Annotated in this window: 16 protein-coding genes and 1 pseudogene; 8 read left to right on the top strand and 9 right to left on the bottom strand. The window is 50.1% G+C overall.

Annotation, left to right across the window (positions count from 1 at the left end; translation table 11 throughout):
• Positions 1 to 65 precede the first annotated feature (65 nt).
• The 4 genes from ACQKDS_RS11535 to pntA form a co-directional block, all read right to left on the bottom strand.
• The gene (locus tag ACQKDS_RS11535; protein WP_399670274.1) at positions 66 to 1544 is read right to left on the bottom strand and encodes an autotransporter outer membrane beta-barrel domain-containing protein; all 1479 of its coding nucleotides are present in this window, start codon (positions 1542 to 1544) and stop codon (positions 66 to 68) included.
• Between the two features lie 481 nt (positions 1545 to 2025).
• Positions 2026 to 3219, bottom strand: coding sequence for an enoyl-ACP reductase FabV (gene fabV, locus ACQKDS_RS11530; protein WP_399670271.1), 1194 nt, complete (start codon positions 3217 to 3219; stop codon positions 2026 to 2028).
• A 217-nt stretch (positions 3220 to 3436) separates the two neighbouring features.
• A complete protein-coding gene (pntB, locus tag ACQKDS_RS11525; RefSeq protein WP_399670268.1) occupies positions 3437 to 4825 on the bottom strand; it encodes a Re/Si-specific NAD(P)(+) transhydrogenase subunit beta in 1389 nt (462 codons plus the stop codon).
• 10 nt (positions 4826 to 4835) lie between these two features.
• Positions 4836 to 6365, bottom strand: a complete 1530-nt coding sequence (pntA, locus tag ACQKDS_RS11520) for a Re/Si-specific NAD(P)(+) transhydrogenase subunit alpha (protein WP_399670265.1) — start codon at positions 6363 to 6365, stop codon at positions 4836 to 4838.
• A gap of 540 nt (positions 6366 to 6905) precedes the next feature.
• On the opposite strand from pntA, the gene ydgH reads away from it, so the two are divergent.
• Together ydgH and ACQKDS_RS11510 are read left to right on the top strand one after the other, a co-directional pair.
• Positions 6906 to 7856 (top strand): DUF1471 family protein YdgH, encoded by a 951-nt coding sequence (gene ydgH / locus ACQKDS_RS11515; RefSeq protein ID WP_399670262.1) that lies wholly within the window; start codon positions 6906 to 6908, stop codon positions 7854 to 7856.
• Positions 7857 to 8100: 244 nt separating this feature from the next.
• On the top strand, positions 8101 to 9492 hold the full coding sequence (locus tag ACQKDS_RS11510) for an amino acid permease (protein ID WP_399670259.1): 1392 nt from the start codon (positions 8101 to 8103) through the stop codon (positions 9490 to 9492).
• A 28-nt stretch (positions 9493 to 9520) separates the two neighbouring features.
• Here ACQKDS_RS11510 and ACQKDS_RS11505 read toward each other — a convergent pair whose 3' ends face one another.
• Positions 9521 to 9928 (bottom strand): hypothetical protein, encoded by a 408-nt coding sequence (locus ACQKDS_RS11505; protein WP_399670257.1) that lies wholly within the window; start codon positions 9926 to 9928, stop codon positions 9521 to 9523.
• 290 nt (positions 9929 to 10218) lie between these two features.
• On the opposite strand from ACQKDS_RS11505, the gene folM reads away from it, so the two are divergent.
• The 5 genes from folM to ACQKDS_RS11480 all read left to right on the top strand — a co-directional run bounded on the left by folM (position 10219) and on the right by ACQKDS_RS11480 (position 15978).
• Positions 10219 to 10941, top strand: a complete 723-nt coding sequence (gene folM / locus ACQKDS_RS11500; RefSeq protein WP_399670254.1) for a dihydromonapterin reductase — start codon at positions 10219 to 10221, stop codon at positions 10939 to 10941.
• 62 nt (positions 10942 to 11003) lie between these two features.
• Positions 11004 to 11729, top strand: a complete 726-nt coding sequence (gene rstA / locus ACQKDS_RS11495) for a two-component system response regulator RstA (protein WP_399670250.1) — start codon at positions 11004 to 11006, stop codon at positions 11727 to 11729.
• Entirely contained in the window at positions 11726 to 13027 is a 1302-nt protein-coding gene (gene rstB, locus ACQKDS_RS11490; protein WP_399670247.1) for a two-component system sensor histidine kinase RstB, read from the top strand. The genes rstA and rstB overlap by 4 nt, the downstream gene beginning before the upstream one ends.
• Before the next feature lie 39 nt (positions 13028 to 13066).
• Positions 13067 to 14560 carry a carboxypeptidase M32 gene (locus ACQKDS_RS11485; RefSeq protein ID WP_399670245.1) on the top strand — a complete coding sequence of 498 codons (1494 nt, stop codon included), beginning with the start codon at positions 13067 to 13069 and terminating at the stop codon, positions 14558 to 14560.
• Between the two features lie 596 nt (positions 14561 to 15156).
• On the top strand, positions 15157 to 15978 hold the full coding sequence (locus tag ACQKDS_RS11480) for a trypsin-like serine peptidase (RefSeq protein WP_399670242.1): 822 nt from the start codon (positions 15157 to 15159) through the stop codon (positions 15976 to 15978).
• A gap of 44 nt (positions 15979 to 16022) precedes the next feature.
• On the opposite strand, the gene hrpA is transcribed toward ACQKDS_RS11480, so the two are convergent.
• Positions 16023 to 19910: an ATP-dependent RNA helicase HrpA gene (hrpA, locus tag ACQKDS_RS11475; RefSeq protein WP_399670239.1), complete on the bottom strand. Its 3888-nt coding sequence runs from the start codon at positions 19908 to 19910 to the stop codon at positions 16023 to 16025.
• Between the two features lie 309 nt (positions 19911 to 20219).
• On the opposite strand from hrpA, the gene azoR reads away from it, so the two are divergent.
• Positions 20220 to 20825, top strand: a complete 606-nt coding sequence (gene azoR, locus ACQKDS_RS11470) for an FMN-dependent NADH-azoreductase (protein WP_399670236.1) — start codon at positions 20220 to 20222, stop codon at positions 20823 to 20825.
• A gap of 90 nt (positions 20826 to 20915) precedes the next feature.
• Here azoR and ACQKDS_RS11465 read toward each other — a convergent pair whose 3' ends face one another.
• From ACQKDS_RS11465 to ACQKDS_RS11455, 3 genes and pseudogenes are all read right to left on the bottom strand, one after another.
• Positions 20916 to 21239, bottom strand: a complete 324-nt coding sequence (locus ACQKDS_RS11465; protein WP_399670234.1) for a YdbL family protein — start codon at positions 21237 to 21239, stop codon at positions 20916 to 20918.
• Between the two features lie 11 nt (positions 21240 to 21250).
• Positions 21251 to 21448, bottom strand: coding sequence for a YnbE family lipoprotein (locus ACQKDS_RS11460; RefSeq protein WP_399670231.1), 198 nt, complete (start codon positions 21446 to 21448; stop codon positions 21251 to 21253).
• A pseudogene (locus ACQKDS_RS11455) lies at positions 21445 to 24057 on the bottom strand (YdbH family protein). The gene ACQKDS_RS11460 and the pseudogene ACQKDS_RS11455 overlap by 4 nt, the downstream one beginning before the upstream one ends.
• Positions 24058 to 24540 lie beyond the last annotated feature (483 nt).

Here is a 24540-nt window from a genome sequence, read left to right as displayed (position 1 = left end):
TGCGTCTGTTACGTCCGGTCATAATGTCACCTGTTTTGACTGTGAGGTGATGATACCACCTCTATTCAGGTGGCCAAATTCAGTGTGCCACTACAGTTCGCTTTCAGCAGCGTGTCGATATAGAAACCCGAGTTATCAAGCCATGTGGCATAAATGCCACCGCTTTGACTACGCATGTTTCCATTATTTGTATTGTCTGATTTAATATTGCTCTTGCTATAAGACGTAAACGCACCGAGCAATAAGGCTCCATTATTGATGGATAGTTTTTTGTCAGCGCCGATCTGCATTCCATTTAAATTTGTTCGATACACGCTGTAACCTTTGTCGTTAAAGTGAGAATTATCACTCAGATAACGCGCCCATACCCCTACATCGCCATCATTGCGGCGCAAATCGCCCATTCGTTGGCGCAGCGTACTGCTTTCGGCTTCAAGAATATGCCGCGGAGCCGTTGCTAAGTTAATGACAGCACGAGCGCTGTTACTTAGCTTAGGATTTGATGTTGTGTTGTTACCTTCTTCGGGCGTTCCAGTATTGGTATCAGGGGGGAGATTCGTCTCCGGTGGAGGCAATGCACCTGGTTGCCCCCCAACCAGATACCACTCCGTGTGACCATTATCTGTTTTATTATACAGCTTGTATTGCCAGATACCTGCTTCAACGACCCCGCCATTATTGAGCAAATTAAACCGTGCATCACCGCTATTGATATAAACCAACTGGATGTTTTGCGGATTTTTAACCTCACGCCCACTGTCTTTCACTTGTAAACCAAAGTTACCCGAGGCGTGGTCTGATACATATATTTTATCGCTAAGGCCATCAGCTAGGCTGGTTGTTAAATAAAAATCACCTTCACCAGACAGATTTTTTAACTCGAGACGGTTAAATTGTACGCCTGATTTATAGGGGGTCATGGACAACTTGCTACCTAACTGCATATTTAAATTATCGATGCGGGTAATCAGAGCAGGACCCGGTTTTTCTGGTAATGGTGCATCGCCATCCTCACCTTGATAACTCGGCCAAGTGGGCGCTATCTCTGCCGTTCCCACTAACGTCAGATTTTCGATAGCCACATTCGCAGCTGGAGCGGGAGTGTTAACGGAAACATCAGTTAACCCCATCTTATTGTTATCAATATCTAATGAAGCATCTTTACCAATAAATAACTGACCGACTGAGAGAGAGCCTGCTGCCATATGAACACTGCCGTATTCATTGACGGTCGTGTTTTTGATAACCGGATTTCCCACTGTCTTTTCATCATATCGATACATATGGATAAGGGAATGGCCTTCGACCACCGTATCAGTCGCCTGACTCTCGCCGTTCATGAGTAAAGTAGATTCATCCGCGAGTGTAATCCCTACTATTTGATGATTTGTATCTATATAGAGTTCTGAGTTGGAATAACGCGTATTGGTATTTATTTGATCATTGATTAACGGGTAGCTCAGCGCCTCATGCGCATATCCAATAAAACATGACAATACACCCAAGGTAATGAGATTCTTTTTATATGATTTATTAATTTCCATGCAATTACATCCCTATAAAATAGAAAGCATTATTATTAAATTTGATGTTAGAGGCTGTCAGCACTACGCTGAATGAGTATGTTACTCACCACATTGGTCATCAACATCAGGTATAAATAGCAGACAGTGATGTCGCAAGACATTGACGGTAGAGATACTTGCCACTTGTCAGAAGGGCGTTTGCGATCCTTGCTGCCATTCAGTTTCATTTTGCAATATATAATTACAATTCACAACACTGTATTAGGGAATAGACAAAGTTGCAGAAGGAACGATTGTGCTTTACAAAGGCAACTGCACAACTCGATATTGGATGGAGATTGGTTTTAAATCGTGTGGCAGGAAGCGCTGAAACGATAAGTCATATACGCGCGATTACCCGCGAATCTGAGTCACCTAGAAGGTTCCCCACACGCTAAAATAAGCGTAGATGAGACAAACACACCCCCACAGGGGCCTGTTTATCTCATCCTAACGCGGATTACAGCTCGACGACATCGAAACGCACGTCTGGGTTGACGTCCGCATCGTAGTCAACGTCTTCGAGACCAAACCCAAACAGGCGCAGGAACTCCTGCTTGTAAGCGGTGTAGTCGGTCAGTTGGCTGAGGTTTTCTGATGTGATCAACGGCCACAAGTCCTTACAGGCTTGCTGAACGTCATCACGCAGTTCCCAGTCATCCATACGAATGCGCGCATGGTCGTCCAGAGCCAGATCATCACCGTAAAGGCGGGTGCGCATCATACGATACACCTGTTCCATGCAGCCTTCGTGAATGCCCTTCTCTTTCATGATCTTGAAAGCCATTGAAATATACAGCGGCATCACAGGAATAGCAGAGGAAGCTTGGGTCACGACGGATTTCAGAACCGCGACGTGTGCCGTGCCGCCTTTGGCGGCCAGATCGCCGCGAATGGCGGTTGCAGCACGATCCAGATCTTCTTTTGCCCGGCCCAGTGTACCGTGCCAGTAAATTGGCCAGGTCAAATCCGTACCGATATAGGAATATGCGACAGACTTGGCACCTTCGGAAAGCACATTGGCTTCTTCTAGTGCTGACATCCACAATTCCCAATCCTGGCCGCCCATCACGGTAATGGTGTTTTCAATTTCTTCTTCCGTTGCGGGTTCAACGGTCGCGGTGACGATTTGATCTTTATTGGTGTCAATCGCCGTAGTGGTATAAACCTCACCAATAGGTTTCAGCGCTGAGCGCACCACTTCACCGGTTTCCGGCATTTTACGTACCGGCGATGCCAAGGAGTAAACCACCAGATCAATCTGACCCAGATCTTGTTTAATCAGTTCGATGACTTTTGCGCGGCACTCATTAGAGAACGCGTCGCCGTTGACGCTTTTTGCGTACAGCCCTTCTTCTTTAGCCGCTTTGTCAAAGGCGGCAGAGTTGTACCAGCCAGCGGTCGCAGGTTTGGTTTCAGTACCGGCTTTCTCAAAGAACACACCGATTGTCGCAGCACCACTGCCAAATGCGGTGGCAATACGCGATGCCAGGCCATAACCGGTAGATGCACCGATAACCAAGACGCGTTTTGGGCCATTAGCAATGGCACCTTGTTGCTTGGTATAGGCAATTTGACGACGAACATTGGCTTCACAACCCACCGGATGAGTGGTGGTGCAGATAAAGCCGCGAACCTTAGGTTTGATAATCATATTGGGTCTAGGATCCGTTAAATTGATAAAATCGGGATATAAGATACCGCATTACATCCGTTAATTGTGATCTGATGTGTTGAGTTGCACAAGTTATAAGCGATTTTGCCCGAGAATGCGCACGATTTCCCCTGTCGATGCGATCTGCGCCGGTGTGATTGATAAAAAAACGGGCCATCACCTCGGCCCGTTATTAATTATCGATATTACTTAACGATTACAATGCGTTTTTAATAGCTTCGACACTGGCTTTAGCATCACCAAACAGCATTTGCGTGTTTTCTTTAAAGAACAATGGATTCTGCACGCCAGCATAACCGGTATTCATTGAGCGCTTAAAGACAATCACATTTTGCGCTTTCCACACTTCCAACACCGGCATCCCGGCAATTGGGCTGCGAGGATCTTCCAGCGCTGCTGGGTTGACCGTATCGTTAGCACCAATGACCAATACGGTGTCGGTATCTTGGAAATCGTCGTTGATTTCGTCCATCTCCAATACCACATCGTACGGCACTTTGGCTTCAGCCAGTAACACGTTCATGTGCCCTGGTAAACGCCCCGCCACCGGGTGAATACCGAAACGCACCTTGATGCCCCGCGCACGCAGTTTCTCAGTGATCTCCGCGACAGGGTATTGCGCTTGTGCAACAGCCATACCGTAACCTGGTGCAATGATCACAGACGTGGAGTTACGCAGCAATTCAGCCACCTCTTCCGCCGTGGTTTCACGGTATTCACCCATTTCTTCTGCATCACCGGTAGAAGAACCATCAGTGCCGAAACCGCCAGCAATCACGCTAATGAACGATCGGTTCATCGCCTTACACATGATGTAAGACAGAATCGCACCGGAAGAGCCGACCAAGGCCCCCGTGACGATTAACAGATCGTTGCTCAACATGAACCCTGCCGCTGCCGCTGCCCATCCCGAATAGGAGTTAAGCATCGATACCACGACTGGCATATCTGCACCGCCAATTGACGCAACCAGATGCCAGCCAAACGCCAGCGCGATGACCGTCATAACCAACAACGCGAAGACTTCTAACCCAACGCTGTCGGTGCGCACGAACATGACCAATAAGAAGAAAGACACCACCAACGCGGCCAGATTCAATTTATGACGGTGAGGCAACATCAACGGCTTGGACGAAATAATGCCCCGCAGCTTGCCAAACGCCACAATCGAGCCAGTAAAGGTGACGGCACCGATGAAGATTCCGAGGAACACTTCGGTTAAATGGATATTTTCCATTACCGGATCCGTCATCGTACCGTGATCCAAGTAGCTGTTGAAACCAACCAGTACCGCCGCCAGGCCGACAAAGCTATGCAGCATTGCCACCAACTCCGGCATTTCGGTCATTTCAACTTTCTTGGCCAAATAGATACCAATCGAGCCACCAATAATCATCGCGATGATTATCCATCCCACGTTGCCAGAATCTGGCCCAAGGATGGTGGCAATCAACGCGATCGCCATCCCGGCGACGCCGAACAAGTTACCCTGTTTGGACGTTTCATGGCGCGATAAACCAGCCAGACTGAAAATGAATAAAATAGCGGCAACAATGTATGCAGCTGTAACTAATCCTCCAGACATTTGTTACCCCTTAGTTCTTGCGAAACATCTTCAGCATGCGCTGAGTGACGGTGAAACCACCGAAAATATTGATGCTGGCAATCAAGACGGCGATGAAAGAGAGGAAACTCACCCAGCCACCGTGCCCGATTTGCAATAATGCACCGACGACGATAATCCCTGAAATCGCGTTGGTGACAGACATCAACGGGGTATGCAAAGCATGACTGACGTTCCACACCACGTAATAACCCACTACGCAGGCCAGCGCAAACACCGTAAAGTGCGATAAAAACTCTTTGGGTGCCGAGTCGGCTAACCACCCGAATAGGATAATCGCCAGCGCAATCAGGCCATATTTGAGCCAAGGTGAAGTCGGTTTTTTCTCTACTTTGGTGGCAGGCTCTGCCGGTTGCGGCTGCTTAGGCTGAGCTGAAACCTGGATCGGCGGTGCTGGCCAGGTCACTTCACCTTCACGCACCACCGTCACGCCGCGAATCACGGTGTCGTCGAAATCAATATCAATTTCGCCGTTTTTCTCTTTTGTCAGCAGTTTTAGCAAGTTAACCAGGTTGGTGCCATACAGCTGTGACGATTGAGTCGGCAGCCGGCTTGGCAAATCGGTATACCCGATGATTTTGACGCCGTTTTCCGTGACGGTCACCCGATCGGCAACGGTCAATTCACAGTTGCCACCGGTTTGTGCTGCCAGATCAACGATGACGCTGCCGGGCTTCATTGACGCCACCATTTCTTTGGTGATCAATTTCGGCGCGGGTTTGCCTGGGATCAGTGCGGTGGTAACAATGATGTCAACCTCTTCCGCCTGTGCCGCAAACAGCGCCATTTCTGCCTTGATAAAAGCGTCAGACATCACTTTGGCGTAACCATCGCCACTACCGGCCTCTTCCTCAAAATCCAACTCAAGGAATTCTGCGCCCATACTCTGCACTTGTTCTTTTACTTCCGGGCGGGTATCGAAAGCACGTACGATCGCCCCCAAGCTACCTGCGGCACCAATAGCCGCCAGCCCCGCAACGCCGGCACCAATAATCATCACTTTTGCTGGCGGCACTTTGCCTGCTGCAGTGATCTGGCCGGTGAAGAAACGACCGAACTCGTGAGCGGCTTCTACGATGGCGCGATAACCGGCAATGTTCGCCATCGAACTCAATGCATCCATCGATTGCGCGCGCGAAATGCGCGGCACGGAATCCATCGCCAGCGCCGTCACATTCCGCGCTGCGAGTTTCTCCATCAGTTCAGGGTTTTGTGCCGGCCAGATAAAGCTGACCAACGTGCTGCCCTCGCGCATTAAGGCAATTTCGTCCTCTTGCGGCGCATTCACTTTCAGTATCAGATCCGATTGCCAGACTTCGGCCGTGTCGGTAAGGGTCGCTCCAGCCGTTTCATAAGCGACATCATCAAAGCTTGCCAGTTTGCCTGCATCGCGTTCAATCGCGACGGTAAAGCCCAGTTTCAGTAATTGCTCCACCGTCTTAGGTGTTGCAGCAACGCGGGCTTCATTGGCCAACCGTTCTCTTGGTACACCAATACGCATAATATTCTCTCTTCCATTTAACTTTTGGATTTTATTATCTTCCTACCCCATAGCCATAGCACCGACCAGCAAGGCTTTATCTGACCTTGCCTGCAAGTGAATATCGGCACCATCTATAACCTACTGAAAATATGATCGATGATCCATGATTGCGTGAACCATTCGACCAGTTTTTACATAAAAATTCACATAAGGATATGACACACCGCAATTTTGCGTGAAATAGTCGCCAATAATACCCGGCAAAGCGCACTATTTTTTCCCCCTCCCGTTACCTTAACGAAGGTGCACAGCGACAATGCAGCATAATAGTTATAAATTTGTGAATAATTAACGCTTATTCAGCCAAACGCTTTATTATTGAAACTTATAATAGTTTCTATAGATTAAAAACATGATGAAGGTAAACAGATTTGTCTCATGTGATGACATAAAATGCTGAGACACCCGCCAAGAATACATGTAATAATCAACGGCTGAATGACACCTCAACAGTTCAGCACGTTATAAACGTTAATGCGCTAGGCGAAAGGATTTTTTATGAAGCTGAAGACCTCGATCATCGCATCAGCCTTGTTATCACTCACCGCGCTCTCCGCTCAGGCAGCGCTTGAGTTAACACCTGAAAAAGCAGCGGCTGTTAAGCCGTTTGATCGCATCACGATTACTGGCCGCTTTATTGCCATCAATGAAGCCGCAGATGCCGTATCTCGCCGTGCAGACAAATTAGGCGCTGATGCCTTCTATATTCAAGATATTAGCAATACCAACAACGGCGGCAATTGGCGCGTCACCGCAGACATCTATCATAAAGATGCCCCAGAAGTGAGTAAAAAAGCCCACTACCGCGTGTTTAACGGTGTGAAAGAATTACCAAAAGATCAAGCCTATCGGTTAGAGCCGTATGACACCGTTAGCGCCAGCGGTTTCTTCCGCAGCCAACCGGATGTTAACGACGCGATTTCAAAAGAAGCCAAGAAAAAAGGCGCCGATTCATTCTTTATTGTGCGTCAAGTGGATGCTAACCAAGGCGGCAATCAATACATTACCGCATATATCTATAAAGCAGATGCGCCAAAACGCATCGTCCAAAGCCCTGATGCGATCCCTGCCGATTCAGAAGCCGGTAAAGCGGCACTGGCCGCTGGTGGCGCTGCAGCCGCGAAAGTGGAAATTCCCGGCGTAGCCTCTTCAGGTTCACCAAGCCGTGAAGTTGGGCGTTTCTTCGAAACGCAATCCTCTACCGGCAAACGCTACACTGTCACGCTACCTGACGGTACCAAGATACAAGAAGTGAATAATATTACTGCGGCGCAAATGCAGCCCTTTGACTCAGTCACCTTCACCGGCCATTTTAACAGCATGACGGACGTCTCCACCGAAGTCGCTAAACGGGCTGCGGCGAAAGGTGCCAAGTACTATCACGTTACTCGCCAGTGGCAGAACAAGAGCGGCGGCAACCTAACCGTCAGTGCAGATTTGTTCAAATAATCCCCATTTAGCTATGCATCCCGGGCGGCCATATAAAGCCGCCCGTTTTTTTGCATCGTTTTTCAGAATTGACTGAATAATTTTTTACCGATTGCGCATATTCAATCATTGCATCTCACCCGTTCCCTCCGTAAAATTTGCGCCAATTTTTAGGGCTATTGTCTCTGTTCGCAATACTTTTCATTGTGTTGTTACTGTTCAATAGATGCTCGCCAGTTATTTATTCTGTGTTTGGGAACCATCATTGGAAAAAAAATTAGGTCTAACCGCGTTAACCGCCCTAGTGCTCAGTTCGATGCTCGGTGCTGGCGTGTTCAGCCTGCCGCAAAACATGGCGGAAGTCGCTAGCCCCGCGGCGTTACTGATAGGCTGGGGGATCACCGGCGTTGGTATTTTGTTCCTGGCATTCGCCATGCTGTTACTGACGCGCCTGCGTCCCGATCTGGATGGCGGTATCTTCACCTACGCCAAAGAAGGGTTCGGCGAATTAGTCGGCTTCTGTTCTGCTTGGGGCTACTGGTTATGCGCGGTCATCGCCAACGTCTCTTATTTAGTGATTGTGTTTGCCGCATTGAGTATTTTCACCGATCGCGGCGATGCTGTGATCCTTGGTGACGGTAATACTTGGCAAGCTCTCTTGGGGGAATCTGTCTTGCTATGGGTGGTGCATGCGTTAGTGCTGCGCGGCACACAGACCGCCGCCAGCATCAACCTGGCGACCACATTAGCAAAACTATTACCGCTTGGGCTGTTCGCCGTGTTGGCCGCTCTTGCTTTCAAAATGGAAGTATTCACACTTGACTTCAGCGGAGTGGCACTCGGTAAGCCGGTGTGGACACAGGTAAAAGATACTATGCTGATCACCCTATGGGTGTTTATCGGCGTTGAAGGTGCAGTGGTATTATCCGCGCGCGCGCGGCACAAGAAAGATGTCGGCGTCGCGACAATGCTGGCTGTCATCTCAGCCCTTGCCGTGTATTTACTGGTGACATTATTGGCGCTCGGCGTCGTGCCACGCAGCGAATTAGCGCAGATGCGGAATCCATCAATGGCAGTATTGATGGTCGATCTGATTGGCCCATGGGGTAGCGTGATCATTGCGGCCGGTTTGATTATTTCAGTATGCGGTGCCTACCTCAGTTGGACCATTATGGCCGCGGAAGTGCCGCTGGTGGCCGCACAACACGGGGCATTCCCAAAGACCTTCCGTAAACAGAACAGGCACCACGCCCCATCCGCGTCTTTATGGCTGACTAATGGCGCCGTACAGGCAGCGCTGGTGATCATTTGGTTGACCGGCAGCAACTATAATTCGTTGCTGACGATCGCGTCTGAGATGGTCTTGGTACCGTATTTTTTGGTCGGTGCATTTTTGTTTAAAGTCGCGAAGCAACGCAATGATAAGCGATTGATTTTTGCAGCGGCCGGCGCATGTTTATATGGCATTTGGCTGCTTTATGCTTCAGGTTTGATGCATTTATTGATGTCAGTCTTGCTGTATGCGCCGGGATTATTGGTGTTCATCTATGCCCGCCGCGGTCATGATGATGTGAAGTTATTGAATACCCTAGAGAAGAGCAGCATTTTCCTCCTACTGCTCGCCACGGTGCCTGCAGGCTGGTTCATGATGCAATAAACAAAAAAATGACCAGGTGTTTACCTGGTCATTTTTTTTGAGTGGTTATCGTTATTCGCTCGCCGAGCTGTGTGACTCGCATCTGGTCACCACACTCTTGCTGAATCACAGCCAACTGATTTTTGTCCAGTGCATAAGGCAATTGGATATCAAACACGGCTAACCCCTGCTGCTGCGCCAAATCGATCAAGCGTAAAATGTTAGTCTCATCGCTAACTTGAGTTGAAACAACCTGTAAAGCGAGCTCTTTTAAATGCTCTTTTCGCGTGTGCTTGCTCGCCACCCGCGATTTCAATACCATGCCAAAAATAGGCATCACACCGTATATTGCATCTATAAAGCGCCAGTGTTTCTTGCACGATGCTGATAGAAAATCGACGTAGTCAAAGCAGATTTTCTCACTGCACGCGACGGATGCAAGGTGGCTGTTGCTCATCCCCTCAATTCCCCTCTTGGCCCGTGTTTACCGGTTTATGTCAACATACAAAGTGGCTGTTCCCCTCATCTCAATCACTTAGCGCGATAGGCACACGATGAATACGTTCCACAAGGGGCAGCTGTACGCTAGATTCAAAACGGCTGATACCGATCCGTTGTCGTTATCCTCGCTCCCTCAAGGGATATCACATCCTGAAATGCATAATCAATGCGAAGCGATAACGATTTAGCGCCTTATGATGGCATAATTCCCCTATTGTTTGCCAGCCTGTCCAGGAGCTTTAATCGATGGAACATAGTCATACATCACCGGTGCTGATTACCGGTGGTGCTCGCCGGATTGGTTTAGCCTTAGCCGAATCCTTCCTGCAACGCGAGATCCCCGTTATCATCGCTTATCGCAGCGATTATCCCATATTAACTGAGTTAAAAAGACGCGGAGCTATCTGTATTCAGGGGGATTTCTCTACGCATGATGGGATTTACCGTTTTGCCGAGCAAGTGAAACAGATTGCGCCCAAACTACGGGCGGTGATCCACAACGCCAGCGCGTGGTTAGCAGAATCGCCGCAGACGCCGCCAGAACAGATAATGGCGTCAATGCTGCAAATCCACGTCTATACCCCTTACCTACTGAATCAACTATTGGAGTCTTGCTTACGAGGGCAAGGCCAAGCCGGTGCCGATATCATTCATCTGACCGATTACGTTGTTGAAAAAGGTAGCGATAAACATATTGCTTATGCCGCCAGCAAAGCGGCACTGGACAATATGACGCGATCGTTTGCGCGTAAACTGGCACCGGAAGTCAAAGTGAATGCTATTGCCCCATCGTTGATTATCTTTAATTCCGGAGATGACGAAGCCTACCGCCAGCAAGCATTGGAAAAATCACTGATGAAGATCGCCCCCGGCGAGAGCGAAGTGGTCGAGTTGGTGAATTATCTTCTCAACAGCTGTTACGTCACCGGACGAACGTTTGGCGTAGATGGCGGTCGACCACTACGTTGAGTCATTGTTTAATGAAACGCGGCGTAGAATGGAACGGTTTACTTTGCTGATAACGACATAAAATGCATAAAATTATTTTTGTTGAAGACGATGTGGAAGTTGGCCAGCTGATCGCCGCTTATCTGGGCAAACATGACATTGAGGTGCTGGTAGAACCACGGGGTGATACCGCGCAGGCGCGCGTTGAGCAAGAACAGCCAGACCTGCTGCTGCTAGATATTATGCTACCCGGTAAAGACGGCATGACGCTATGCCGCGATCTGCGGCCAGTATTTGCTGGCCCAATCGTGCTGCTAACTTCCCTTGACAGCGATATGAACCATATTCTTTCATTAGAAATGGGTGCCAATGATTACATTTTGAAAACGACACCGCCTGCGGTTCTGCTGGCGCGCTTACGGTTACACCTGCGCCAACACGATGGCAAACCAAAGAGCGAGATGCCATCAACGCTTACCCAACACAATGCATTGCATTTTGGCTTGCTGTGCATCGACCCAGTGAACCGGCAAATTACCTTGGCAGGAGAAGCCATCACCCTTTCCACTGGCGATTTTGATTTGTTATGGGAATTAGCAACCCATGCCGGACAGGTTATGGACCGTGAAGCCTTGCTCCTGAATCTGCGCGGAGTCAGTTACGATGGTATGGATCGCAGCATTGACGTCGCGATTTCCCGCCTGCGTCGCAAGCTGTATGACAACACGTTAGAACCTTTCCGCATCAAGACCGTACGTAATAAAGGCTACCTGTTCGCGCCCAATGCTTGGGAGATTCGCCAGCAATGAAGAAAATTTTTGTTCAGTTCTTTTTGCTGTTGTTTGTCTGCTTTCTGGTCATGGCGATGTTGGTCGGACTGGTGTACAAAGTCACAGCCGAACGCGCCGGGCGCGAATCGATGGACGATCTGATGAAAAGCTCGCTGTATCTGATGCGCAGCGAACTGCGGGAAATACCGCTGAAAGACTGGAACAAAACCATTGATAATCTTGATCTTAACCTGTCGTTCGAACTGCATATCGAACCGCTTGGCAAACAGCGTCTGAGCGAGGACATGATGAAACGTCTTCGGCAGGGTGAGATCATTGCCCTTGATGATCAATATACCTTCATGCAACGTATTCCGCGCAGCCATTATGTGTTGGTGGTCGGTCCGATTCCTTACCTGTTTTACTTGCACCAAATGCGGTTGCTCGATTTTGCGCTGCTGCTGTTAATCGGTCTGTCACTGGCATTACCCGTATTCCTGTGGATGCGGCCACACTGGCAAGATTTACTAAAATTGGAAAGTGCTGCGCAACGTTTAGGAGCCGGGCATCTCGATGAACGCACCCATTTCGATACCACATCGAGTCTGAATCGGCTTGGCGTCGCCTTCAATCAAATGGCCGACAATATCAATACCCTGATCGCCAGTAAAAAGCAGTTGATTGACGGGGTCGCTCATGAACTGCGTACCCCGCTGGTGCGGTTGCGCTACCGATTGGCGATGAGTGATAACCTTTCGGACGCTGAACAACGAGCGTTAAACAGTGACATTGGGCAGTTAGAGTCGTTAATTGACGAGTTATTGACCTATGCGCAAATCGACCGCCCGCAAGTTGTTTTGAATAGGGCTCCCCTCGATCTCGCCGGTTGGTTACAAGACAAAGTTGAAGATGTACGATCAATTCATGCCGACCGCGATATTGAACTCACCATTCCACATGGGGCTGATTTCGGCGGTGTCGACCTGCGCCTGATGGAGCGTGTTGTGGACAATTTACTCAATAATGCATTGCGCTATGCAGAACATCGGCTCCGCATCAGTTTATGGATCGATGGCGTCAACGCTTGTCTACAGGTAGAAGATGACGGCCCTGGTATCGCACCGCATGAACGCCAACGAATATTTGAACCCTTTGTTCGTCTTGATCCCAGCCGCGATCGTGCCACTGGCGGCTGTGGTTTGGGGCTGGCGATCGTACATTCCATTGCCGAAGCTCACCACGGCAGCATTTGGGCAGACGCCAGCCCGCTGGGCGGTGCCTGTTTACGATTTTGTTGGCCTATCCAACAGCCCTTATTAGTCAAAACCGATTCGTAACGCCGTTAAGCGAATTGTTAATCATGGAGCCAAGATATCATGTCTACACCTTCTTCATCTGCTTACCACGAATTATGTACCCTGTTCACCCGCCTATCGCGATTCGGCCATCTCTCTGCCATCGCCGGATGGGACATGCAAACCATGATGCCGCCGGGCGGCAGCAAAGCACGCTCTGAAGCCTTAGCGGAGTTAAGCGTGTTGCAGCACCAAATATTGACCGCCGATAAAACAGGCCAATTACTCGACCGTGCGCAACAGGAATCGTTGGACGATGACGAACGCGCTAACCTGCTAGAAATGCGCCGTCATTACGACAATGCAGTATTAGTGCCGGAACAACTGGTGGAGGCTAAATCATTGGCCGGTGCGCGTTGTGAACACGCCTGGCGTTCACAACGGCCAGCCAATGACTGGGAGGGTTTTTCAGACAACCTGCGCGAAGTGGTCAAGCTCAGCCGCGAAGAGGCAGAAATAAGAGCACAGGCCGCAGGCAATAGCCGCTATGATGCGTTGCTCAACCTTTTCGAACCGGGTATGTGTAGCAACCAGCTTGATCAGATCTTCGGAGATTTGAAAACTTGGCTGCCCGATTTATTACAAAAGGTTGTCGAGAAGCAAGCACAACAACCCTGCGTAATGCCGCAAGGCCCCTTCGATGTGGAGACACAACGTAAGCTCAGTTTGAGCGTAATGAAACTGCTTGGCTTTAACTTTGACTCTGGCCGTGTGGACGTCAGCGCGCATCCATTTTGCGGGGGCGTTCCAGAAGATGTGCGCATTACAACGCGTTATAACGATAACGAATTTTTGACGGCGTTATTGGGCATAGTGCATGAAACCGGTCACGCCCGTTATGAGCAAAATCTACCGCGCAAATGGCTGGGGCAACCCGTTGCACAAGCGCGTTCCACCGCGATTCATGAATCGCAAAGTTTATTGTTCGAAATGCAACTGGCGCGAAGTGATGAGTTTCTGAAGATTTTGCGTCCGCTGATCATTGCACAATTCGGTGAACAACCGGCATTGGCGGAGAATAACTTCATCCTCCTCAATCAACGTGTTAAACCGGGCTTAATCCGCGTTGATGCCGATGAGGTCAGCTATCCTGCGCATGTCATTTTACGTTACGAGATCGAGAAAGCGTTAATCGAAGGTGACATTGAGGTTGACGATATTCCAGCGCTATGGAATGCAAAAATGCAGCAATATCTCGGCATTGATACTACCGGCGATTACCGCAATGGGTGTATGCAAGACATTCATTGGACTGATGGTGCATTCGGTTACTTCCCAACCTACACCCTAGGGGCGATGTATGCGGCTCAACTGTTTGCCCAAATCCGCACCGCACTGCCATCACTCACTGAAGATATCGCCCGGGGTGACCTTAGCGCGTTGTTCCACTGGTTGCAGCAAAACATATGGCGCCACGGCAGCCGTTTCTCAACCGAAACGCTAATCGCCAACGCAACCGGAGAGGCGCTCAATCCGCGCTATTTCCGTCAGCATTTGGAAAACCGTTATTTGTAAATAATAGTGAGGGATGGCGCGGACTATCGCGCCATCCCTATCCTGCTCAGCTTAGATGGCGACATAGCGCAGTGTAGTGATAGATGAGTGCAGGAGTTACAGATAATTGAATTGTCACCTTAAATTATATGTTGTAACTAAAATAGCAGCGAGCAACATGGCATCGACTGTAATGTGCCGGGTATATACACGCTATCGTTATTAAACTGAGCCAACAACCGGCGCGTACCTAACGTTACACGCCGAAACCAATCCCTCACGGTAAGCCTCATCACCTTCATTTATGATGGCATAACCCGTTAGCGAAGCCGGCAAGCGTCCCAATAACCTAACGGCGAGCTGAACATGACAACATCGTTTTGGCCTGTTTTTAGTGAGGATGCTATCGGTGCGGCAACGTTATTTGTTCGAAATTATCCTAGGGGTTTTGATCGTTTGTGGGCTGGTTGCCACGATGTGTTATCTGTAGCCCTCTACCACCAATGGCAAAATTGACTGGGAAATCAATTAAGATTTATCCCAATAACCACGATTTAAGTCTATAGTGAACATTCGGTGAGTTTATGGATGCTCAGTATTTGTCAGGCAAAAGATCTATGCACAAATCCGTTCTGTTGTTGTTGTGCTCATTTCCACTTACATTGACCTGTTCAGTTCGGGCTGATAACCCTTATGATGAATCTCAGTCGGAACAAACGCGTTTGTTTTTTGGCAAAGATGAGCGCATCAAGGTCAGTGAAACGCAAGGTTGGCCTTGGCAAGCCATTGGCCAAGTGGAAACCGCCAGCGGTAATCTGTGTACCGCTACCTTGATTTCACCACATCTGGCGCTCACCGCGGGCCATTGCGTGCTATCCCCCCCAGGGGTATTGGATAAAGCAATCGCGCTGCGCTTTATTTCTCAACCTAATGGATGGGCTTACCAGCTCGACAATCTCGAAACGCTGGTCGATAAACGCCTGGGTAAAAAACTCAAACCAGAGGGTGACGGGTGGATCGTGCCCCCTTCTGCCGCCGCCTTGGATTTTGCGCTCATTCGGTTACAGGATACCCAACCTTTACCTATCAAGCCGTTACCCTTATGGCACGGCGATAGCAAAGCCCTTACGCGGGAAATGAAACAGGCGAAGCGACGGATTACCCAAGCCGGTTATCCAGAAGACCATCTGGATTCCCTCTATAGCCACCAAAACTGTCAAGTGACAGGCTGGGCGCAGCAAGGCGTAATATCGCACCAATGCGATACTTTACCGGGTGACAGCGGCTCGCCATTACTGTTGAAAACCGCTGACGGCTGGCGGCTGATAGCCATTCAAAGCTCGGCACCCGCAGCGAAAGATCGTTATCGCGCCGACAACCGGGCTTTGGCCATAACCGCCATTTATGACCATTTAACGACACTGGCAGCAACTAAATAGCACGGGCTCCGTATTAGCGGAGCCTGTGCCGAACGCAACGTTGTTTATGACGATAATTGCTCAATGGTCTGCAAAATGCGCTTATCGGAAATAGGGTAAGGCGTGCCTAACTGCTGCGCAAACAGGCTAACGCGCAACTCTTCTATCATCCAGCGCACTTCTTTGACGTCTTCATTCTCGCGACGAGTCGGTGGCAGTTTGTTTAGCCATTGCTGCCACACCTGTTGCACATGCTCAACACGCAACATCTGCGCCCGATCGCGATGCGGATCGACCGCCAGCTTCTCTAATCGCCGTTCTATCGCTTGCAGATAACGCAGCGTGTCCGGTAACCGCTTCCAACCGTTTTCCGTAACGAAGCCACGATAAATTAGCCCACCCAGTTGGGTTTTAATATCTGATAGCGCCAGCGCTAGCGACATATCTACCCGCCCTTTGAGGCGCTTATTGATAGCGAACACCGTAGTCAGGATCTGCTCTACCTGTTTGGCGACCTCGACCACGGTGTCATTCAGTTCAGCGCGAATACGTTCTTGCAACTGCGTGAACGCCTGTTCCTGCCACACCGGCCCGCCGTATTGCGCAATCAGCTTGTCGATGCCACAAGAAATGCAGTCGTCTATCAAGTCCAGCACCTTGCCGTAAGGGTTAAAATACAACCCCAGCTTGGCTTTGTTGGGGAGCTTTTCGTGCAAATATTTGATGGGTGATGGGATGTTCAACAACAACAAGCGGCGTGTTCCGCGCCACATTGCCTGTTGTTGTTCCTGCTCACTGTCAAATAAACGAATGGCTACGCTATCTTTCTCATCGACCAGAGCCGGATAGGCTTTGACAGAATAACCGCCCCGCTTCTGCTCATAGAATTCCGGCAATTTGCCAAAGCTCCAAATATGCAGATTGCTTTGCTCCAAGCCATCATCTGCCACTGCGGACAAGGTTTCCTGAACTTTCTCTTTCAGTTGGCCTTTTAACGCCATCAAATCTTTGCCTTCACGCAACGTCTGGTGTTTCTCACCGACCATGCGGAACGTCATTTTCAGATGCTCAGGAACCTGATCCCATTGCCAATCGTCACGTGACACCGTCACGCCGGTCATGCGGCGTAGTTCACGTTCCAGTGAATCCAACAGCGGCATCTCCAATGGCGTAGCCCGCCCCAGAAACGCTTCGGCATAATTCGGCGCGGGCACAAAGTTTCGACGAATCGGTTTAGGCAGGGATTTAATTAACGCGATAATCAACTCGCGCCGAATTCCTGGGATCTGCCACTCGAAACCGGACGCCTCAATCTGGTTGAGAATCGGCAGCGGAATATGCACCGTCACCCCGTCCGCATCAGTGCCCGGTTCGAACTGATAGGTCAAACGCAGTTTAATGTTGCCTTGATGCCAAACGTTGGGGTAATCCAGCGCACTAACTTGATTCGCGCCTTCCTTGATCAACATTTCCTTGGCGAAAATGAGCAAATCCGGCTGCTGCCGGGAAGCCTGCTTCCACCATTTATCGAAATGGCGTGATGACACCACATCCGACGGAATATGCCGGTCATAAAAGCTGAACAAGGTATCGTCATCCACAAGAATGTCGCGCCGACGGGATTTATGCTCTAGCTCTTCCACCTCGGCTCGCAGCTTGAGATTGTCGCTAAAGAACGCGTGACGCGTTTGCCAGTCGCCCTCCACTAATGCGTGGCGGATAAACAGCTCCCGGCACAGGAGCGGATCGATGGTGCTGTAATTTACCAGCCGCGCAGCGACAATGGGTAAGCCAAATAGCGTCACTTTCTCACTGGCCATCACCGCGCCCTGTGATTTTGACCAATGCGGTTCGCTGTAGTGATGTTTCACTAAATGTTGAGCCAGCGGTTCAATCCACTCCGGCTCAATACGTGCAGCAATTCGCCCCCAAAGCCGGCTGGTTTCCACCAGTTCCGCCACCATGACCCATTTAGGCGGTTTCTTGAACAAACCGGAACCAGGGAAAATCGAGAATCGGGCATTGCGTGCGCCGGTATATTCCTGTTTATCCGTATCTTTCTGACCCACGTGCGATAGCAGGCCGGTGAGCAACGCAACATGGACACTACGCACATCTGAGGGTTCGCTGTTAATCGGCAAACCCAACTCTTTCACGACCTGACGTAATTGGGTGTAAATATCCTGCCATTCACGTACCCGCAGATAGTTCAGGAAATCGGTGCGGCACAGCCGTCGAAACTGGCTGGACGACAGCGCTTTTTGCTGCGCTTGCAGGTAATCCCACAGGTTAACGAACGCCATGAAATCGGAGTCTTTATCAGCAAAGCGACGATGTTTTTCATCAGACGCCTGCTGTTTATCCATTGGCCGTTCGCGCGGATCCTGAATCGATAATGCGGCAGTAATGATCATGACTTCCCGCACGCTGCCGCTGTTACGCGCTTCCAGCACCATCCGCGCCAAGCGCGGATCGATGGGCAATTGTGCTAATTGACGCCCCTGCGCAGTCAGTTGGTAATGCCCCGACGCCAGGGTGTTAATCGCGCCAAGCTCTTCCAACAGCCGTACGCCGTCTTGAATATTGCGTTTATCCGGCGCTTCAACAAATGGGAATGCGGCAATATCGCCCAGGCCGAGCGAGGTCATCTGCAGGATTACCGAGGCCAGATTAGTGCGCAAAATCTCTGGATCAGTAAACTCAGGACGTGACATAAAGTCCTGCTCTGAATACAAGCGAATGCAAATACCTTCAGATACGCGTCCACAGCGCCCTTTACGTTGATTCGCCGACGCCTGTGATACCGGTTCGATCGGTAAACGTTGCACCTTAGTCCGAAAGCTGTAACGGCTAATGCGCGCCGTTCCGGGATCGATAACGTATTTGATACCGGGCACGGTAAGCGAGGTTTCTGCGACGTTGGTCGCCAGCACAATACGGCGGCCATGATGCGACTGAAATACCCGGTTCTGCTCGCTGTTCGACAAGCGCGCGTACAGCGGTAATACCTCAGTGTGCGGTAAGTTAAGCTTGTTGAGCGCATCGGCCGTGTCGCGAATTTCGCGCTCGCCGCTCATAAAGATCAGAATATCACCCGGCCCTTCACGGCCCAGTTCATCCACCGCGTCGAAAATCGCCTGCAGCTGATCGCGTTCGGTGTCATCGGCATCATCAACCACCGGGCGATAACGCACCTCGACCGGATACGTCCGACCAGAGACTTCGATAATTGGCGCATTATTGAAATGGCGCGAAAATCGCTGCGGATCAATGGTCGCCGAAGTAATGATCACCTTCAAATCCGGGCGTTTCGGCAGCAGTTCGCGCAGGTAGCCAAGGATGAAGTCGATGTTCAGGCTACGCTCATGCGCCTCATCGATAATCAGCGTGTCGTACTGCATTAACAAGCGATCTTGCTGGATTTCCGCCAGCAGAATGCCGTCAGTCATCAGCTTAACCAGCGAGTTTTCGCCAACCTGATCGTTGAAGCGCACTTTGTACCCTACGCTGCCGCCCAACGGGGTGTCCAACTCATCAGCGATACGATTGGCAACGGTACGTGCGGCAAGACGGCGCGGTTGCGTGTGGCCGATCAGCCCTTTAACCCCTCGCCCCAACTCCAAACATATTTTTGGCAACTGGGTGGTTTTACCCGAACCGGTTTCACCGGCGACGATCACCACCTGATGGTCGCGGATTGCCTTAAGAATGTCCTGTTTTTTCTGGCTGACCGGCAAACTCGGCGGATAGGTGATTTTGGGGCACGAGGCCGCTCGCGTTTGCACCTTTTGCCATGCCACGGCAATGTCGTTTTCAATCTCTAAGGCAACCGCCTGCTGGGCATCGGGGCTCTTGACTTTTCGTGCGCCCTGCAACCGACGTCGGAGGCGTTGTTGGTCACGGAGCATCAGATCATCCAGTTGGGATGACAGTGCCGCGAAAGGGGATTTCACTTTCGATATTCCTTGTTTCATCGCCGCCGGACACGCTGCCGACGGCGGTTTAGAATGGTTTTAGCTCATGTTTGCTGTCGGTGCACAGGGTATCACACGCCGTTTTTTCCCCATACCCTTCTGATGACGCTGCTGCGACTTGTTCAATATAATCGAACGAACATCTCGAAATATTCCGCTATCACAGCGAACCAAAGATGCCTACAGTGTATTCCATGCAAGGGACGCTGAGTCCTTATTTCTACAACCCTGTACCCGTTTAACGTTCAATAGCACGATGAAACACAAGGGTATAATGAGGAATGAACAATGAGCAAAGTACTGGTACTTAAATCAAGCATCTTAGCGACCTATTCTCAATCTAATAAACTGGCCGATTTCTTTGTCGAACAGTGGAGCCAGACTCACGGCGACGACACTATCACCGTGCGTGACTTAGCCGCTAACCCTATCCCAGTATTAGATGGTGAGCTGGTAGGTGCACTACGCCCTTCTGAAGCGCCACTGACGCCACGTCAACAAGACGCGTTGGCATTGTCTGACGAGCTGATCGCTGAGTTGCAGGCTCATGACACCATTGTCATGGCTGCGCCAATGTACAACTTCAACATTCCGACCCAGTTGAAGAACTATTTTGATCTGATAGCCCGTGCCGGTGTGACCTTCCGTTACACTGAAAACGGTTCAGAAGGTTTAGTGAAAGGCAAGCGCGCTATCATTTTGACCAGCCGTGGCGGTATCCACAAAGGTACGCCAACCGATTTGGTAGAACCTTACCTGCGGCTGTTCCTGGGCTTCATTGGTATCACCGACGTCGAATTTGTGTTTGCTGAAGGCATCGCATACGGCCCAGAGGTGGCGACCAAGGCACAAGAAGACGCCCAAGCCCTATTGGCTCAGGTCGTTGCCGCCTAATGCAACATCCGGGGGCATTTTTGCCCCCGCGATTCAAAACAGAAATCCGGTTCCCTGCGTGTGATTGCGGCAACCGCGATACCTTTCAAACTATTTTTTTAACCACTGACCATTAATACCACGTACATATTCACCCGATTTAGCACGCCCCACCAACTTTTGCCCTGTCAGACGCGCGACTTCATTAGTCGAGACATGATTTTTATCGGCGACCTGCTGATATTGCTCGGCTCGCCCGGCATTAATGCGTTTAACCAGTTCCAGCGTTTCCTTATCCTGTTTAAGTGGCGCCACATAACCACTCAAGGTTTCCCCCACTCTCCCTTGAGCTTTTGCGTCATCCAACGACAGCGCCATCACTGCGCTACTGAATAGCCACCCGATGCCAATTAACCACTTATAATGTTTTTTCATTTTATTGGCTCCTAAAACAGATCGCTGCGGTTTTTCAGCATGTTTTCAACGTCTTTGTCCACTTTGATGTGTATTTCATGTTCAATTTTGACGTTCATGTTGATGGTGATGGGATCTTTCGGCGTCGCCACTTCAATGCGCGGCACACATCCACTCAGTAACAGCGTCGTTACCGCAGAGGCCAAAAATGGCCAGGTGAAGATTTTCATGGTTGTTCCCCAGGTTCTGCGAGGGCTTGCTCGAGCCACTCCTGTAAATTGTCGCCAAAGCGCAGGCTGCGCCATAGCTGAAACACGTTTTCCTGATGGTTATAGTTCAGAATAACTTCGCGTTTGGCATTTTTCTGCGGGTTTACACCATCGATCCTGGCTTGCAACCTTAGCTCACCCAAATTGTCGAGATCGACCCGCGCCTGCGAACGATTAATCTCCATATAGCGCAACCAATCCATAATCGCACCGGTTGCCAAATTATTACTCGCGATCGCGTCCGCCATATCCTTGTCTAATCGAAGCGTCAGCATACCGGCGTTGGCTATCCAGCCATCATGCACTAACCACTGCGGATGATTCAGATACAGCGGTAATTCACCGTCAATCCGGCCTGACATCGCGAATTGCTTCGGCTTAAGCGCGGTAAATAAGGCGCTGAGGTCGATATTGTCCAGCTTCAGTACCGCAGCATCATGTTGTGGGAAGCGTAACGCCGAGAGACTGATACGCCCGTTGAGCATCTCTACACCGACGTTACTGAGCGTCAGCGGCAAACGTTCACTGTACGGATACGTTCCTTGCAAATCAGCGCTAATATTTCGCATTTCAAACAAATTATTGAGCGATTTGATGCGCAGCGAAACCGGTTGTTTAACACCCAACTGCCATAAATGATTTTTCAAACGGTAGGACATAACAAAATCCAACCCGCTTAACTCACCGTCTTTCAGCCACATACCACCATTTTTCACTACCCAGTGACCACCTGCTTCGAACCCCTGATCGCGTGCGGCGGAAAATGCCGCCTGGGCGTAAAACGCACCTTCGCGCAAATTAATGTTCAAATCCGGCGATATTAATGGTTGGAACACCGTCAATGGCTGTTTCGGCCACCAGCCTTCCCCGCGCAATCGCTCGCCATCCCAGCGCCCTCGTAGGGCTATCGGCCCAATATCTTGTGCCTGAAGTTTACCCTGCCACTGAAAATCATTAGGGTCGCGTCCGTTAAGTTGCAGATTAAGCTGGGAAGGTGGCAGATGCCCGCCGTCGGTAAAACTGATTTTATTAGCGACCAACTGCACATCGCCGTTAAAAGCCGCATCACCTTCATCACGTTGCCAACGAAGCGGTTTATTCAGCGTCAAACGGGGTGCATCAACTTTCACCTTGCCATATTTCAGCCGATCAAAACCGGTAGAAAAACGGTCGAGGATCACATTGGAGCCCTGCCAACTGCCGCTGCCGTTGGCATCCCAAGTGGCCTGTAACGGTGGCAGGCTGCCATTGCCCCAATAACGCCATTGCCAACGGCCTGTGTCAGGCCAAAAATCTTGCGCTTTGCCATCGAGGTGAAGTTTTGCCTGCCCCCAATAGCGATCGCTGGCGCGGATAATAGCTTGCAAACGTCCACTGATACCGGCAGCAGTCACCTTTACTCCGGCCAAAGGCAAACGCATTTCTTGCAGTTTAAGCTCCGGTGTCACGTTGCCCCAGGCGCGTAGCAGCGATCCGGGTTGCAGCACGAAAGTGGGATTGAGGATTGAGCCGCTGATAATGCCTGGGATTGATGCTGTCAATGAGTAGTCGGACAAATTAGCCTGACCGGTCAGTTGAAACCCCAGATCGCTTTACGTCAGCCCAACTTTGCCTGGGCCAAGTGTCAACACCGCATTGCCTTTACCGTTATGCCCGGCAGTAATCACATTCAGCCGCGCACTGATCTGCGTTTCATCAAATCCTTTATTCCAGTCACGCAAGGCAACATTAATACCGCCGCTGAGGGGTTGATCAATATAGGGCCAGCGCCACTGGCCTTTATCAATGCTGATTCGATGAGGCTCAATGGACCACGGCAGCGTCGCCAAAGGTTGCTCATCGCCCTTTTCTTTCAGTGTTACCACGCCCTGACGCTGCTCCCAACGCACATCCATCAGCAACGGGCGTTCCAAATAGCCAGTCTGTATTTCACCTTGTAACGCTCCGTGCGGCGGTTGACTGGCTAAATCGAGAGGAATAGCGAGGTTTCCGCTCAGATGTAAAGGGTGCGCGCCGTTGGGGGGCAAGACGGTCAGGTTTTGCAACGTCATCTGCTGTTTTTCATCCAGCAACGCTTCGATATGAAGATTTTTGCCGTGGTAACGCAATTGTTGGCCGTTAACCGTAGTGTTCAATTGCAATTTCCCCGCATAGCGCTGCCATGGAATGAGCGTAAACTCATTAATGTCCACATCAAACTGCGGTAACTGTTGTTGCAATTTATCCAGCATTAACGGTGCACCACGGCCATCGCTGGTTGGCAATTTAGATAAACAGGCGGTATCAACAGTGAGCTGGTCACTGCGCAATTGCCAACGTCCGGCGCTATAGCGCAAACGTGTTGGCCCGCTGTCTGCCAACAGACACGACTGGGCGCGATATTGTACCCCTTCGATATACAAACCACCTTGCCGCCAACGCAAAGGGCCTTTCATTACCAGTTCGCTGCCCTGCGGTAGCCACTGCGCCACAATGCGAGGCAACCAACGCGGCAGCGTTTGCCATAAGATCAATAGTAGGATCACGATACAGATCACAATCCCTATGAAGACTTTCAATCGCTTAGTCATTAAATGATTGTTTCATTCCTGAGTTAGGCACATGCGAGGATGCGTTAAGTCTATGCCAGAAAGGGAAATTATGATGTCATGATTTTAAACCAGCGTGAAGTCGCATATAGCGTACTGCAACTGTTTGAGCATTTTTCACCGACGTTTATTCCGCTCTTGTAGGGTTTGCTTACATATTAGACGACGGAATCGTCACTATTTCAGAATTTTACTATTGTGATTACTCAATAAAATTATTAGTTTTGAAATGATTATAATAAGCACGCTGTATACCTCCAGTCTTGCTATGCTGGGTATATGTGAAGAAGCCATTTCCCCACCTCGCGTGGGGATTTTTTTGTCCCTTGCGGTCAATTCCCAATTTGATTCACGCCGTTATGCCCACGCATTAGGATTCGCACGGTGACGCCTCGCTATAGCTCGGTTATTGAGCATCTGAATTGTTATCTATGCTTAGCAGGTAAGCAGGAAACATTGCCGCAT

It is taken from the genome of Serratia sp. NPDC078593, from assembly GCF_050268245.1.
Taxonomy (GTDB): Bacteria; Pseudomonadota; Gammaproteobacteria; order Enterobacterales; family Enterobacteriaceae; genus JBNNGK01.
This window is presented reverse-complemented; position numbering and strand designations above follow the sequence as displayed.

Bases quoted from the DNA above. Each gene is read 5' to 3' on its own strand.
- ACQKDS_RS11535 (WP_399670274.1), bottom strand. From the start codon at position 1,544: ATGGAAATTAATAAATCATATAAAAAGAATCTCATTACCTTGGGTGTA.
- fabV (WP_399670271.1), bottom strand. From the start codon at position 3,219: ATGATTATCAAACCTAAGGTTCGCGGCTTTATCTGCACCACCACTCAT.
- pntB (WP_399670268.1), bottom strand. From the start codon at position 4,825: ATGTCTGGAGGATTAGTTACAGCTGCATACATTGTTGCCGCTATTTTA.
- pntA (WP_399670265.1), bottom strand. From the start codon at position 6,365: ATGCGTATTGGTGTACCAAGAGAACGGTTGGCCAATGAAGCCCGCGTT.
- ydgH (WP_399670262.1), top strand. From the start codon at position 6,906: ATGAAGCTGAAGACCTCGATCATCGCATCAGCCTTGTTATCACTCACC.
- ACQKDS_RS11505 (WP_399670257.1), bottom strand. From the start codon at position 9,928: ATGAGCAACAGCCACCTTGCATCCGTCGCGTGCAGTGAGAAAATCTGC.
- folM (WP_399670254.1), top strand. From the start codon at position 10,219: ATGGAACATAGTCATACATCACCGGTGCTGATTACCGGTGGTGCTCGC.
- rstA (WP_399670250.1), top strand. From the start codon at position 11,004: ATGCATAAAATTATTTTTGTTGAAGACGATGTGGAAGTTGGCCAGCTG.
- rstB (WP_399670247.1), top strand. From the start codon at position 11,726: ATGAAGAAAATTTTTGTTCAGTTCTTTTTGCTGTTGTTTGTCTGCTTT.
- ACQKDS_RS11485 (WP_399670245.1), top strand. From the start codon at position 13,067: ATGTCTACACCTTCTTCATCTGCTTACCACGAATTATGTACCCTGTTC.
- ACQKDS_RS11480 (WP_399670242.1), top strand. From the start codon at position 15,157: ATGCACAAATCCGTTCTGTTGTTGTTGTGCTCATTTCCACTTACATTG.
- azoR (WP_399670236.1), top strand. From the start codon at position 20,220: ATGAGCAAAGTACTGGTACTTAAATCAAGCATCTTAGCGACCTATTCT.
- ACQKDS_RS11465 (WP_399670234.1), bottom strand. From the start codon at position 21,239: ATGAAAAAACATTATAAGTGGTTAATTGGCATCGGGTGGCTATTCAGT.
- ACQKDS_RS11460 (WP_399670231.1), bottom strand. From the start codon at position 21,448: ATGAAAATCTTCACCTGGCCATTTTTGGCCTCTGCGGTAACGACGCTG.